The sequence below is a fragment of the Mariniflexile maritimum genome, from assembly GCF_009746565.1.
GTDB classification, from domain to species: domain Bacteria; phylum Bacteroidota; class Bacteroidia; order Flavobacteriales; family Flavobacteriaceae; genus Mariniflexile; species Mariniflexile maritimum.
On sequence record NZ_WRPN01000009.1, the window covers coordinates 1 to 12683 of the forward strand.

A 12683-nucleotide genomic window follows, 5' to 3' on the forward strand; every position below is an offset into this window, starting at 1 on the left:
CCATGCGTAAAAAATTGAAAAATAAATACTAAATTTAACCACAAATGAATCGATTTTGAGCGCTTACTTAGCTATGCTCACTTTCATCCGCTGCAAGTGGTTCACTTTGCCCGCCCTATCCAAAATAGCCAAATTTTCAGCAAAAGTTGTTTTTCCTGTTTTTGGATGTCCAACTATAAGACCATGTGAGCCTTCCATTATCCCGTTCCATAAAAATTTGGGTTCAGGTTCCCTTTCAACTCTTTGAATTAAATCAATTAATTTTCTTGTTTTAACTTTATTAACTTCATTTTTTATTTTCATAATTAAAATTTTTAAGATTGCATTAATCAGCATAATCAGTGCAATCAGATTAATTTCAGCAACTATCAAACTGAAAAATTCCATTCATATATTAAATTGATAGTTAAAATTTTAAACTATGGAATAAAAAAGCCACACATTATTAATGTATGGCTAAATCAAATTTCTGAGTCTTTATTTTTTTATTTATTTTATACTTCTCTTTTTCTTTTTTTTATCTTTTCGTTTCTCCAAAAATCATGGGTTTAACCACGTTTAAAACATGTCGCAAGGTACAAAAAAAAATTCAATTTAGCAAACATTTTCTTACATATTTTATAAGCGAAAAAATTATAGTTTATTACTTTTTAAATTACTTATTTCTCTGCATTTAAAGCATTGCACATAGTAGTATATACAATGCATTAAATAAAACAGAGCACTCTAATTCATTTTCAGTGGTTTTGTAGTTTATAGAGTAAAAACCGTCTCAAAAGCTTGGTTATCCAAAATACAGCATAAACCTCTTTATTAATCATCTACAATAATTTCAAAATAATGGTAATAGTAATAATGTCCTTTTATTTTATAAACTGTTTTAAGTTCCATCGTTACTTTAACTTCTTCAACCCAAACAATATCACCTTTCTTTAAATCACCTATATCATGTTTTAAACACACTTTAAAAGGACAAAAAAGCAGCTTCAATAGGTTGTTCCAGGTTACCACATAAAGGGTTTTGGGGCTGCAATAGCTTAGCAATTCAGCCAACTGTTTTTCATCCATAACTAATCTTTTTTTAGAAGGCTAAATTCTGTTTTTAGCTATATTATTAATTATGAAGGAACCAATTATTGGTGCTGTTTTTAATAGAATTACCAAGGTTTTGTACTAACTCGAATGCATTAACGTTACGCTCAAAATTAGAATCAATGTAAGAACCTTTATTCGCTTCAGTAAAAAGATTGTATAAATTCCACAAGTTAACAGAACCATCTGCACTACGTCCGAAGTTATCACAGGTATAATATTGTTTCACCACTTGATTGATTTGTGAATCACTTAAAGCCATAGGAAATAATCCATTTTGTTCAGCCTTACTTAAATGACCGTACATTCTAGCTTTTCCAATAAATTGAGCAAACTGTTTTTCTGATAGCTCATAATTTGGTAATTCATGCATTAATTCTAAATGCTGTTGCATGTTATACCCTTCAAATAATTCCATCGCCTTATCTGATAATTCAGATATTGAACCAATCCTAATTTCATTCGAGAACCCGTCGGTACTGACACATAAATTTGTGCAAACCTTATTCTTAAAACCTATAAACAACTTGAATTTCTCTAATGATTTTCTACTGTAAAGGTTCTCTTGGTTGTACGCCCTCACACCGCCTATTGTCAATGATAACTCATTACCATTTATTATTTGTTTTATAGATGGTATCTCAATTACAAATGCACATCTTTCATAGTAAAGGGTCTTTTCATGCTCTAATAGTTCTTTAGCTGGCTTTCCAATAGCGGAAGGAATTCTTCCTTTTATTATGTGCGACACCCTTATATCTGGCTGCATGATTTCTACATCAGGGAAAAGCTGTCTTGCAATTTCTTGAGTACTATCTATAAATTGGTAGTGGCTGATACTGGTTTCGTTGTCCTTAGCAAAAACAGGGATGGTGCAATCCCTTTTAAGGTGTTCTAAACTTACTTTTTTTGTATTAGCTTCAATAAAATTTCCATTTGAAGTTCTAGTAATTACTTCATTTTCAGAAATAATCTGATTTTCTATATTATTTTGTACTGTTATCAGTTCCATTTTGTTGGTCTTTAGATTGGTTAATAATTTCTTGATTAGGGATAACTTGTGTTTTCAAGGTTTCTATTTCACGTTGCCGTTGAATAATATGTGGTTTTATCCTATCCTGTATTTCAGGATACTTCGCATAGACATATCTTAATTGCTCTATGGTTTTACAGCTTGAAATTTCTTTTGTGACGTCTTCACTTTTAACTTTATCTGATTGATTGCACCATTGTAAAATCTTTTTGCCTGTAGCTGCATTAATTACAAACTCTGGTTTATCTGATGAAAACAATCCTGTTCTGTCCTTGCTAGCTCTAACTAAATGTTGGTCATTAATGATTTCAAAATTTACAGTTAGCTCATACTCGAATCCTTCTCTTGTAATTTCCTTCATGCCATGTTTGACAACTTTTGTACGTCCATTTGAAGTGGTGTCTATAGAATAGTCTATTTTACTTCTAACAGTAGTAATAACATGACAGGAACTACCCAAAATAGCATCAATAAAAGCCTGATGTCTTGGTGTAACTTGAGCCCAATCCTGAAACCTACCGCCTAACTGTTCATGTATCTGTAAACACCCTCCTTTACCCTGCCATTCATGGGTTATACTGTCAATAATAATGACATCCATAGACGCATTTTCACAGGTTTTAATGGCTTCAATATATCTTTCTGGACTGTAAGGCTCATTTAATGAAAGCACGTTAAAATCTCCTAAATGTGAGTATAAAGATGCTGAATTGTTTTCTGTGTCTATGATGGCTATTTTAGTCCAATCATTTGTAATTCCATAAGCTAATAATAAAGCGGAATAGCTTTTGCCAAACCCACTTGCTCCACTTATTCCAAGTCTTAATTTCACTTGGTCTCTTTGTGCCTTTTGTAGTTTCATAATGTTTTTAATTTAGGTTTGTAATGAAATTTGTTATAGTTTCTAAGAAACTATGACATAAAAAAAGAGCCTCATTTCTGAAGCTCTATTTATCTTATGCCATTGGTTATTTACGCTACCAATTCTTCATCAATAACATTTTCCTTTACTACACTTTCTGCTCTTGCTGTAGTAAGTGTAATACCGTGCGTTTCTTTTCTTCCTAATAATCTGGAAATATCAACGGTTGTTCCAGGTAATTGAGCAACTGCTCTACCTGCGTAATCTCCTTCAGTTTGAATAACAAGATTGATGGAGCTCCCTGCTTTGAATGTATCAGGATGTGCAGCAATACTTTTGGTATAAAACCTTGTCAAGACGTCTTCTGTACCACCATCGGGGTATTTAATTTGGCTTGTCCCTAATTTATAAGGCGTTAGCTTTTCATTGTTTAGATTATAGACTTCATCTTTAATCTCTTTAACTACGGCTGGAACATGAACTTCCAATAGACCTGTTTCTTTGTTTCTTTTCTCTACCATGGTAAAAAATATTTAAAAGTTAATAAATTAATTTATGCCGAACCCGACGCGGGGACGTGCAAAGTTGAAGAAGTGTAGGGTATGATTGCTAGATAGTCCAGCGTATACAACCATACCAAAAAAAATTACTTGGAAAAAAACAGGGGGGGGGTACTTATAAAATTGTGGTAATTTGAAAAATTAAAAAGCGTTCTGAAATTTTGGTCAAAAAAATTTTTTTAGTCCCAAAGGATTCCTCCTTGGAAAAATTGAAGATTCATTTCTTCACATTTTGGGCATTTATAGAAACCATCTGTTAATACATTATTAAAGCTTTGTTCTACTATTTGGTTTCCTTTCTTACCAATTAAATGTTTATTATTATATGAGGATATTTTTGATGAACCACAACTAGGGCAAATTAACTTATCAGCTTTTAAATTACCTTGAACCATATCATGGCAATTTTCACAATAGCATGGAAAGCATTCTACAGTTTTAAAGTTTAACCTACCACCACCAATCAATACTTCTTTATTATACCCACATTTACATATTGCTTTAACTTGCGAACCCATAGTTGAAAATAATGTTTTTATAGAGAATTGTTAATAATAAGTTATTTCTCTTTCTATAATAGCCTTTGGCACTCCATCTAGAAAATCTATCCTTTTTATCCAATTGCCTTGTATATCGTAGATATATTTCCAATTCTTCATAGGACTTTGAGTACCATCTGAGTCATAGTGCTGTTTCCATTCAATTGGATTATTATTTAAATCATATTTTCTACTGTATTTAGAATCTAGAATTCCATCAGGGTTGTACTGACTCCATTCAATTCCATTACCTCTTGTATCATATAAAGAAGTTCGTTTATAATCTAAGCTTCCATCTGAATTGTATTGTAGTTGTTCTATTTGATTACCCATATCATCATAAAGACAGGATGACTTAGTAATGCGGTCGGTAGATAAATCATGAAAAAACCTCTCCTCCCGTTTACCATTGTCATAATAGTTAACAACTAATTTATAAACAATAACTCCCTCATCATTATAGTAAATTTGTATTTCATTCCCTTGTTCATCATATAACATATTCTTTTGACTTCTCAGTTTTCCATCTTGGTTAAATATATTTTCATCAATCAATTTACCCTCTTCATTGTATTTTTTTTTAACCTTATACATTAGTACGTTGTTAGGGGAATAATAATTTTCTTCAGTAATATTACCTAAATCATCATAATATTTAACTGAATCATGTTCATAATCTATCCTTTTTTTTATTCCTTTTAAAATTTCTTCATATTTTTCAATTGCTTCCCAAGAAGTCTCCTTTACAATTTTCACTTTTCCTTTCATAATAAATTGATTGTTTAAAATGGCATGCCATCTTTTCTAGGTGGTATATTTCTACATTCTTCAACACGAAACACCTTTTCACTTTCTTGATGAATCACATATCTTATAACAAACTCATCTGTATCAGGATTATGGAAACTATAAGCTTTTCCAGTTGGATAACAATAGTTGCATTTTGATGGTTTGGCAGTTAATGATGTAATCCCTTTTTCTTTTAATCTTTCAAAAAGGGTCTGCATATCTCCAATAAATTCATGTTTGCTGTTGTGTGAGTAATCAGCAGTTTCATCCAAAATATTTAAAAGTGAAGAATCTAGTTTAACAAATGAACTAACCACTAAACTTTCAATATTAAATAAAACTATGTTTATCTTTTTAGTCATTGATTATACCATATCTTCGCTAGAATAAATCCTCCTCCAACTACTAGTGGATAAGCTAAAAACCCTATAACTTCTGATATTGGACCTATAACTAATAGCGACACTAACAAACATATAAATAAAGGTAGTATAGTTAAACATCCGACATCTTTATCCTTACTTATATCTATTTTTGGATTATGGTTTCTTTCTGAACGCAAAATTTGAGAATAATGCTCATCGCCAAAATAAGCTTCATTATCATCAAAAATATTTTCACTTTCCTCAATATTAATATCTGTTTTGCCATCAAACTTTTGTTGATGATTACCGGAATAACTAATTTCAGAAACCTCTTTGGTTATCTTAATTTTGTCAATGTAGTGAATTCCCAACACTTCATTTGTGTTGTTTGTACCAGTATAAGTTAAGTGTGACAATCTTGCAAAGAACACCAATTTTGTTGGGTCCGCTGTACTTGGTTCAGCTATAATAGTAGTAATATAGCTCTCACCCACTTTAAACTCACCGCCATTTGCTTTCATAAGCTGTAAGCTCTTTTGTGGAATAGTGCATAATAAGTCAATTTCCTTACCATTTGGCAATAAACCTTTAGCATTAGCAAATTTAAATATTTTCTTTTCACCTTTACTGTTAATATAAGACTGTTCTGTTTCACTTGGTAAGGTCATTAGTTTGCAGGCACCTACTAACTGTTTTCTGTCTACACCCTCATACTTTACTGTTTCAATTCTTAATGTGTTCATTTCATATAATCTTATTTACTTATTTCCAAATATAACAAATGCAGTAATATAAGGTTACAATATTTAATCTATCAAATTGGAATTTTACCATATGGTAGAATTATCTGATGAAAGACTTGAACAACTAAAAGCTTCAATTCCCAAAGAAATTGGAAACAGGGTTAAGCTTTTTAGAAAAAAAAGAGGTCTTACACAAACTCAACTAGCACAATTAGTTGGTAAGGATAGACAATACTTATATAAAATTGAAAAAGGTGTTGTAACTCCTAATATTGTTACCATTTCAGTTCTGGCAATTACATTGGAAGTTCCTTTAAGCGAATTTTTTGATATTGAATTTTAACATTTCAATTATCTTGATTAGTTAATACTAACTACAGAAATAAAATTGAACTTATTAAGACTACCTTACAATATACTTTAACCCTAACTGTATACTTCTGCTCTCATATAATTTAAATTCACTGGTATCAACAATATTGAATCCATCTAGTTCAGTAAAAAATATTGGTGTAAAATTATATCTTGCTTCGAGAATTAACCTATCATTAATACTATATTCACCTCCAAATGTAAATGCTCCATTAGCAGATATTTCTTTTATAGTTGCAAATGATGACTTATCATATCCTCCATTAATTCTGGTCAACTCCATTTTATCTTTATTTATAAATAGCATTGATGGTGTTATACCAGCTATTAGTGAAATTTTATCTGCTATTAACTGTTTAAACAACAAGGGAATACTTAGTTTAAAAACACTCCCATTATATGTATAGTCTTCAAATAATATCCCATCATTACCAGAATTAGAAATGTCTAATTTATAAACTCCAAAATTAAGTTCAGGTTGAAATACTGAGGTTTGTCCGAAATGAAACCCCATGCCAATATTAATTCCAAAAGTATTTTCATTTAATCCTTCATCTTTGACTGTATAGTTTCCTAATCCAGCCTTTAAAAAGAACTTTCCTTGTGCACTTGCACTAACACTTACACCCACAAACAATAGGGCTAATAATAAATTTTTCATATTTGTTTATTTTAAGATTTTTAAAAATTATTAATGATTTAATTTAAAAATGTGGTCAATTTAATACCACTTCACAATATTTCCTTACGGATTTCCTTAATAATCAACCCCATATCAGTTTTAACGATTTAATGAGTAAATCCACATTTACTACTTTTATAAACATAAATTAATCCTTGTAATTCCCTTTCTGAAATGGAATAAAAAATGCGTTAACATTTAAACACAATTTTATTGACAAAATCCTGAGTAATAGCAATAGACCTTTCAAATCATTCTTATTTAATACGCTTGTAGTTTTCTACGATTGCATAACCTTATAGACATGCATTAGAAGTATAACCTTAATATTATTAATTGATAATAATACTGAATCGTCAAACCTCCAAAAACCACATTTTAATGGCATCTTATTAAGATTATCAAATAAAAAATCCCAACATATATCTGGTTCTAAATGAAGTAATACATTGTTGAATACATGAACATTTAACATATAATCTTTAAATTTTAAATGAATTTTGTCAATATTAGATACTAAATAGCCAGACAATTCAACGGGCTTCAAACTTTTAATTATTTTTTTACTTTTCCATTTTTTTATTAATAATGAAATTTATTATACATTTATTTTATGCAATAATAAAATCGGTTAATGCAACCTATTTGCAGTAGCAAAAAAAAATATGCCAACAAATTTAAATGCCTTATTAAGGTATAAAGTAATTGACGAATGCTTAAAAAACAATCAAATTAATTGTAGCATTGATTTATTGATTAAGCGGTGTTCTAATGCCTTATCTGAAAGTACAGGGCAATTAAAAAGTATTTCAGAAAGAACCATTAGAGAAGACATAAGAGTATTACGAAGTGATGTATTAGGATTTAATGCGCCTATAGTATTTGAAAATGGTAGATATTTTTATGAAGACAAAAACTATTCACTTTTTAGCAAACCTATCAATCAATTAGATGTTTTAAAGCAAGTTCAAGAGTTACTAATTGAGAATTTTGAAAAAATAGATACTAATAAAAATGCGCTACATTTATTAGCTAAATTATCTGAAATTACAGGTGAAGCTTTACCTTTAAAATATAAAGAAAAAGACAGTAATATATTTGAATTTAAAATTCCTAATTATAAAAAGACATATATAGAAGAATTAGATGATTATCTATTACAGCTAAATTTCAAAAAAAACCACCATAATTTTCTTAAAAGAATTATACTCCTGTTTAATAAAAACAGCAAAAATCAAGAGCATTTCAGATGGGAATACATATTTAAAGCCATTTAGATTTAACAAAAAGGGGAAGCCAGCGATTACCTCCCCTTTAACTTTTCCATCTCTAAACTAACTTTCTTCTGAACCACTTTACCATAGCTTTCCTGCGTTATCTTCATATTGCTATGCCCTAACAATTCACTAACTATTTCCATAGGCACATCATTATAAAGCAATACAGTTGAGGCAAAAGTCTTTCTAGCCATATGCGTTGTGAAGTTTTTATCAATTCCAATAATAACAGCAATTTCTTTTAAATAGGAGTTATATCGCTGATTACTTATTCTAGCAAACACGGACTTTCCACTATTACTATAGCGTTCTATAATTTCAAGTGCCTTAGGAAGCAACGGTATTGATAATGCCTTTGAGGTTTTTTCACGCTTCATCTTAATCCATTTGTTACCATCAAACCCTTTAATAATATTAGAATACTTTAAGTCCATTAGCTCCCTGTATGGCAAGCCAGTATAACAACAGAACACAAATAAGTCTTTCACAAACTGTAACCTAGGTTGTGTAAACTCATGCTCTTCTAGTTTTTTAAGCTCTTCTGGTGATAAGAACACCACTTCTTTACTAACACGTTTAGATTTATAAAGCATAAAGGGTTCATTGTCCAAATACTTTTCAGAAACTGCCACTTTAATGGGTTTTCTGAAGCGCTGTATGCCTTTATTGATGGTAACCTGTTTCTGTTTCTTAACTACTTTTAAATAATATTCAAAGTCATTTAAGAACTGTAATTCAAGTTTTTTTAGAGGATAATCATTGGTTTTGAACTTCCATTTAATAAATGCTTTTACGTCATTTTTAACGTACTCAAACTTGTTATAAGTTATTTGTTTGATATCAATGCCTATAAGTGTTTTAAGCTGTTTTAAGTAACGTTCAAAGTATTCAACCACATTGTATTCTTTGGTCAGTTTTTCTCCCTTGTAGAGCCTGTAAATGTCATCAACAGTAAAGCTTACTTCTTTAACTTGTAACAATAAAAAAACCTTATTAATTTTTGTTTTAATAAGGCTTAGTTCTGTATTGATATAATCACTATCAGGTTCTGGTGGTTTAGCAATTTGTTGTTTACTATCCCAATGTTTAGGATTCACATACAGACCAGTAGAAAATACTTTTCTGACTTTATTATAGGTCAATCTGCACATTATAGCACAAACTCCTTTAGAGTTTTTTTTCTGCTTATTTATATTAAAAAGTATATTAATTTTCATATTGTTTACGATTTAAATTTAATAGGTTTATTTTTGATTAATTAAAGTTATTTATCTTTAAAAGGTTAAACTAAAGGGATATAGAACAATGGATTTACTATGTTCAGCCTAAACCGATGACTGCTTATTGGCAAGTCAAACCTTAAAAAGTAATTACGGTAATGTGAGGAAAGGATGAGTAAAAACCTTCAAATTAGGACATCTGAATTTATCGAAAAATCAATAAAAAGGCATGGTGATAGATTTGATTACACCAAAGTAGAATATTCTAATAGCCACACTAAAGTTTGTATAATATGCCCAGAACATGGAGAATTTTATCAATCACCAACAAATCATTTGTCAGGAAATGGATGTCCAAAATGTGCTTATCAGTATAACCATGGGAAGTATAGATTAACAACTTTTGAAACATTCCTATCACAAGCTAAGGAAATACATGGTGATAAATATGATTATTCTGAAGTGGAATGGAAAAACACTCGCACTAAAATTACTATAATATGCCCTATTCATGGTTCATTCACTCAAATACCTCAAAATCATATTAGGCTAAAATGTGGCTGTAGAAAATGCGGAAGGGAAATTGCTAGAACTAAGGTAAACAAGTATAATACACCTTATTTTCTAAAATCGGCTAAAAAGGTTCATGGGAATAAGTATGACTATTCTAATACCATATGTTTTAATGCTACTGACAAAGTGGAAATAAATTGTCCTGTTCATGGAAAATTTAAACAAAATGCAAATCAACATTTACAAGGTCATGGTTGTCCTAAATGCAACTTCGACCAAATGGCGAAAGATAGGGCAATGGGAAAGGAACTTTTTATTACTAAAGCAAAAGAGTTATTTGGTGATAAATATAATTACTCAAAAGTTGATTATGTAAATGGGAAGAAGAACGTTTGTATCATTTGTCCTGAGCATGGTGACTTTGAAGTTTCACCGAATAATCATCTGTCTAAGAAAAGTGTCTGTCCTACTTGTAATGAATCGAAATTGGAAAGAGAGTTAGCAACTATTTTAGATGAACAAAACATAATATATGAAAGACAGAAAAGGTTTAAATGGTTGGGGAGGCAATCATTGGACTTTTATCTTCCAGAACACGACATGGCAATTGAATGTCAAGGGATTCAGCACTTCAAACCAGTTGACTTTGGTGGCAAAGGTGTAAAATCGGCAAATCGATTGTTTGAAAAGAATAAAAAAAGAGATGATAGTAAACTTACAAAATGCTTAACTCATAACATACAGATGGTTTATATTATTGACAATGAAGAATATCTTGATAATAAATATCATTTTGATGTTACAGAAGCCTTTACATCTAATGTAAGTTATAAAATTATGCATATATATCATTTTGAGAATTACATAAATCATATTGTTGATATCTCTAATTTTTTAAAACAGAAATGAAGTATACCAAAATGAAACTATTTTAATAATTTTTAAAATTTAATTATGGGTGTCTTTTGATATTATGTTGGTACCCTAATAGGAGTCTTTTATATAACAAAAAACTTAGCAATTCAGAATTTAGAAGAAAAAGCCGTTAATGCCGCAATTAATTTAAAACCCCTTGTAAATACCGCATAAAACCAAAAAAGACCTTACATTTCTGTAAAGTCTTTTTCTTGTTTTTGCTCCCCCTCTTGGGCTCGAACCAAGGACCCTTTGATTAACAGTCAAATGCTCTAACCAACTGAGCTAAGGAGGAGTGTTTGTTTTTCGCCTAAGCGAGCGCAAATATATATATATTTTTAGTTATCGCAAACAATATTTTTAAAAAATTTTAATTAAAAATGGCTTTAAAAATATCGTTGCCGTTTGCGAACAAAACCAAGGCGATCAATATAAAGAAGCCTACCATTTGGGCGTATTCCATAAATTTGTCGGCAGGTTTTTTACCAGAAACCATTTCGTATAGCAAAAACATCACGTGGCCGCCGTCCAGGGCGGGAATGGGCAGTAGGTTTAACACGCCCAACATAATGGATAAAAAGGCTGTTAAGTACCAAAACGCATGCCAGTTCCAAGTGGCGGGAAACATATTGCCAATGGCCGCAAAACCACCAATTTGCGCTGCGCCTTTTTTGGTAAATATGTATTGAAATTGCGCTAAATAGTCCTTTACTTCCCAATAGCCATTGCTTATGCCGCCACTAATACTTTCGGCTAGCGAATACTCTTTTTTGTTAAGTTTTATATAGTCCAAATCGGTTGGCGATGTCATAATGCCAATTTTTTTGTCCTCTCCCGGTACAATGGTTAGGTTCTGTACTTGGTTGTTGCGTTCCACTTCTACATTCAGGCTTCGTGCGGAACTGTTTTTTAGTTGATAGCTCAAATCGGAAAAATAGGTAATGGGCTGTCCATTAATGGCAACAATTTTATCGTTTGCTTGCAAACCGGCTTTGGCTGCGGGCGAATCTTTAATAACCGAATCCAAACTAAAGGGGTAACGTGGGGTTAAGGCAGCAAAATCGCCAGCCTCAAAAAGTTTGGTTCCAATATCCTCTGGAAGTTTTATGTCTTGAACGGTGCCGTTAGCATGTTCTACCTTTATATTGTCAACCTTTCTAAACATTAAATATTTATTAACGTCCAATGAAAGTTCTTCAAATGGTTGGCCATTTACCGAAATAATCTTATCACCTTGTTGAAAACCGTAGTCTTCAAGCGTTTTGGCCACTGCAAAACCGTATTTAATATCATCTTTGGTAGAATAATTTGTTCCCCAAACAAACAGCATCATAATAAACAGGAAGAAAGCCAGGATAAAGTTCATGAAAACACCACCCAACATGATGATTAAGCGTTGCCATGCGGGTTTCGAGCGGAATTCCCAAGGCTGTGGCGGTTGTGCCATTTGTTGGGTATCCATACTTTCATCAATCATGCCCGCTATTTTAACATAGCCACCCAAAGGCAACCAGCCAATGCCATAAACGGTTTCGCCAATTTTCTTTTTGAACAAAGAAAACTTAACATCAAAAAACAAATAGAATTTTTCTACCCGTGTTTTGAATATTTTGGCGGGGATAAAATGTCCCAACTCGTGCAATACTACTAAAATGGAAAGACTTAAAATTAATTGAGCCGCTTTGATTAAAAATACAGACATGTATTACGTTTTTTTTATA

The 12683-nt window shown here is 31.2% G+C and carries 15 protein-coding genes and 1 tRNA gene; 3 read left to right on the forward strand and 13 right to left on the reverse strand.

The window, feature by feature from the left end; all coding sequences use genetic code 11:
• Positions 1-63: 63 nt before the first annotated feature.
• The 9 genes from GQO80_RS11715 to GQO80_RS11755 all read right to left on the reverse strand — a co-directional run bounded on the left by GQO80_RS11715 (position 64) and on the right by GQO80_RS11755 (position 5983).
• Positions 64-387 (reverse strand): hypothetical protein, encoded by a 324-nt coding sequence (locus tag GQO80_RS11715; protein ID WP_157208555.1) that lies wholly within the window; start codon positions 385-387, stop codon positions 64-66.
• A 426-nt stretch (positions 388-813) separates the two neighbouring features.
• Positions 814-1068 (reverse strand): hypothetical protein, encoded by a 255-nt coding sequence (locus GQO80_RS11720; protein ID WP_198037778.1) that lies wholly within the window; start codon positions 1066-1068, stop codon positions 814-816.
• A 46-nt stretch (positions 1069-1114) separates the two neighbouring features.
• Positions 1115-2104, reverse strand: a complete 990-nt coding sequence (locus GQO80_RS11725; protein ID WP_157208556.1) for a DUF3871 family protein — start codon at positions 2102-2104, stop codon at positions 1115-1117.
• Positions 2079-2987, reverse strand: coding sequence for an AAA family ATPase (locus GQO80_RS11730; RefSeq protein WP_157208557.1), 909 nt, complete (start codon positions 2985-2987; stop codon positions 2079-2081). The genes GQO80_RS11725 and GQO80_RS11730 overlap by 26 nt, the downstream gene beginning before the upstream one ends.
• 110 nt (positions 2988-3097) lie before the next feature.
• On the reverse strand, positions 3098-3508 hold the full coding sequence (locus GQO80_RS11735) for a hypothetical protein (RefSeq protein WP_157208558.1): 411 nt from the start codon (positions 3506-3508) through the stop codon (positions 3098-3100).
• Positions 3509-3726: 218 nt separating this feature from the next.
• The gene (locus GQO80_RS11740) at positions 3727-4065 is read right to left on the reverse strand and encodes a hypothetical protein (RefSeq protein WP_157208559.1); all 339 of its coding nucleotides are present in this window, start codon (positions 4063-4065) and stop codon (positions 3727-3729) included.
• Between the two features lie 30 nt (positions 4066-4095).
• Positions 4096-4854: a hypothetical protein gene (locus GQO80_RS11745; RefSeq protein WP_157208560.1), complete on the reverse strand. Its 759-nt coding sequence runs from the start codon at positions 4852-4854 to the stop codon at positions 4096-4098.
• A gap of 14 nt (positions 4855-4868) precedes the next feature.
• On the reverse strand, positions 4869-5237 hold the full coding sequence (locus tag GQO80_RS11750) for a hypothetical protein (RefSeq protein WP_157208561.1): 369 nt from the start codon (positions 5235-5237) through the stop codon (positions 4869-4871).
• Positions 5234-5983, reverse strand: a complete 750-nt coding sequence (locus GQO80_RS11755) for a hypothetical protein (RefSeq protein WP_157208562.1) — start codon at positions 5981-5983, stop codon at positions 5234-5236. The genes GQO80_RS11750 and GQO80_RS11755 overlap by 4 nt, the downstream gene beginning before the upstream one ends.
• A 91-nt stretch (positions 5984-6074) precedes the next feature.
• Here GQO80_RS11755 and GQO80_RS11760 point away from each other — a divergent pair, with 91 nt between their 5' ends.
• Positions 6075-6326, forward strand: a complete 252-nt coding sequence (locus GQO80_RS11760; protein WP_157208563.1) for a helix-turn-helix transcriptional regulator — start codon at positions 6075-6077, stop codon at positions 6324-6326.
• A 60-nt stretch (positions 6327-6386) separates the two neighbouring features.
• On the opposite strand, the gene GQO80_RS11765 is transcribed toward GQO80_RS11760, so the two are convergent.
• The gene (locus tag GQO80_RS11765; RefSeq protein ID WP_157208564.1) at positions 6387-7016 is read right to left on the reverse strand and encodes an outer membrane beta-barrel protein; all 630 of its coding nucleotides are present in this window, start codon (positions 7014-7016) and stop codon (positions 6387-6389) included.
• A 686-nt stretch (positions 7017-7702) separates the two neighbouring features.
• On the opposite strand from GQO80_RS11765, the gene GQO80_RS11770 reads away from it, so the two are divergent.
• Positions 7703-8314: a hypothetical protein gene (locus GQO80_RS11770; protein WP_157208565.1), complete on the forward strand. Its 612-nt coding sequence runs from the start codon at positions 7703-7705 to the stop codon at positions 8312-8314.
• A gap of 26 nt (positions 8315-8340) precedes the next feature.
• On the opposite strand, the gene GQO80_RS11775 is transcribed toward GQO80_RS11770, so the two are convergent.
• The gene (locus GQO80_RS11775; RefSeq protein WP_157208566.1) at positions 8341-9531 is read right to left on the reverse strand and encodes a site-specific integrase; all 1191 of its coding nucleotides are present in this window, start codon (positions 9529-9531) and stop codon (positions 8341-8343) included.
• Positions 9532-9705: 174 nt separating this feature from the next.
• Between GQO80_RS11775 and GQO80_RS11780 the strand changes: the two genes are divergently transcribed.
• Positions 9706-10956: a PDDEXK family nuclease gene (locus tag GQO80_RS11780; RefSeq protein WP_157208567.1), complete on the forward strand. Its 1251-nt coding sequence runs from the start codon at positions 9706-9708 to the stop codon at positions 10954-10956.
• Between the two features lie 227 nt (positions 10957-11183).
• Here GQO80_RS11780 and GQO80_RS11785 read toward each other — a convergent pair.
• Together GQO80_RS11785 and rseP are read right to left on the reverse strand one after the other, a co-directional pair.
• A tRNA-Asn gene (locus GQO80_RS11785) sits at positions 11184-11257 on the reverse strand.
• A gap of 75 nt (positions 11258-11332) precedes the next feature.
• Positions 11333-12664: an RIP metalloprotease RseP gene (gene rseP / locus GQO80_RS11790; RefSeq protein WP_157208568.1), complete on the reverse strand. Its 1332-nt coding sequence runs from the start codon at positions 12662-12664 to the stop codon at positions 11333-11335.
• Positions 12665-12683: the final 19 nt, after the last annotated feature.

What these genes read in the sequence shown, in the direction of transcription:
- GQO80_RS11720 (WP_198037778.1), bottom strand. Translation starts at nt 1,068, where the DNA reads ATGGATGAAAAACAGTTGGCTGAATTGCTAAGCTATTGCAGCCCCAAA.
- GQO80_RS11775 (WP_157208566.1), bottom strand. Translation starts at nt 9,531, where the DNA reads ATGAAAATTAATATACTTTTTAATATAAATAAGCAGAAAAAAAACTCT.
- GQO80_RS11740 (WP_157208559.1), bottom strand. Translation starts at nt 4,065, where the DNA reads ATGGGTTCGCAAGTTAAAGCAATATGTAAATGTGGGTATAATAAAGAA.
- GQO80_RS11780 (WP_157208567.1), top strand. Translation starts at nt 9,706, where the DNA reads ATGAGTAAAAACCTTCAAATTAGGACATCTGAATTTATCGAAAAATCA.
- GQO80_RS11745 (WP_157208560.1), bottom strand. Translation starts at nt 4,854, where the DNA reads ATGAAAGGAAAAGTGAAAATTGTAAAGGAGACTTCTTGGGAAGCAATT.
- rseP (WP_157208568.1), bottom strand. Translation starts at nt 12,664, where the DNA reads ATGTCTGTATTTTTAATCAAAGCGGCTCAATTAATTTTAAGTCTTTCC.
- GQO80_RS11725 (WP_157208556.1), bottom strand. Translation starts at nt 2,104, where the DNA reads ATGGAACTGATAACAGTACAAAATAATATAGAAAATCAGATTATTTCT.
- GQO80_RS11730 (WP_157208557.1), bottom strand. Translation starts at nt 2,987, where the DNA reads ATGAAACTACAAAAGGCACAAAGAGACCAAGTGAAATTAAGACTTGGA.
- GQO80_RS11770 (WP_157208565.1), top strand. Translation starts at nt 7,703, where the DNA reads ATGCCAACAAATTTAAATGCCTTATTAAGGTATAAAGTAATTGACGAA.
- GQO80_RS11755 (WP_157208562.1), bottom strand. Translation starts at nt 5,983, where the DNA reads ATGAACACATTAAGAATTGAAACAGTAAAGTATGAGGGTGTAGACAGA.
- GQO80_RS11765 (WP_157208564.1), bottom strand. Translation starts at nt 7,016, where the DNA reads ATGAAAAATTTATTATTAGCCCTATTGTTTGTGGGTGTAAGTGTTAGT.
- GQO80_RS11735 (WP_157208558.1), bottom strand. Translation starts at nt 3,508, where the DNA reads ATGGTAGAGAAAAGAAACAAAGAAACAGGTCTATTGGAAGTTCATGTT.
- GQO80_RS11715 (WP_157208555.1), bottom strand. Translation starts at nt 387, where the DNA reads ATGGAATTTTTCAGTTTGATAGTTGCTGAAATTAATCTGATTGCACTG.
- GQO80_RS11760 (WP_157208563.1), top strand. Translation starts at nt 6,075, where the DNA reads ATGGTAGAATTATCTGATGAAAGACTTGAACAACTAAAAGCTTCAATT.
- GQO80_RS11750 (WP_157208561.1), bottom strand. Translation starts at nt 5,237, where the DNA reads ATGACTAAAAAGATAAACATAGTTTTATTTAATATTGAAAGTTTAGTG.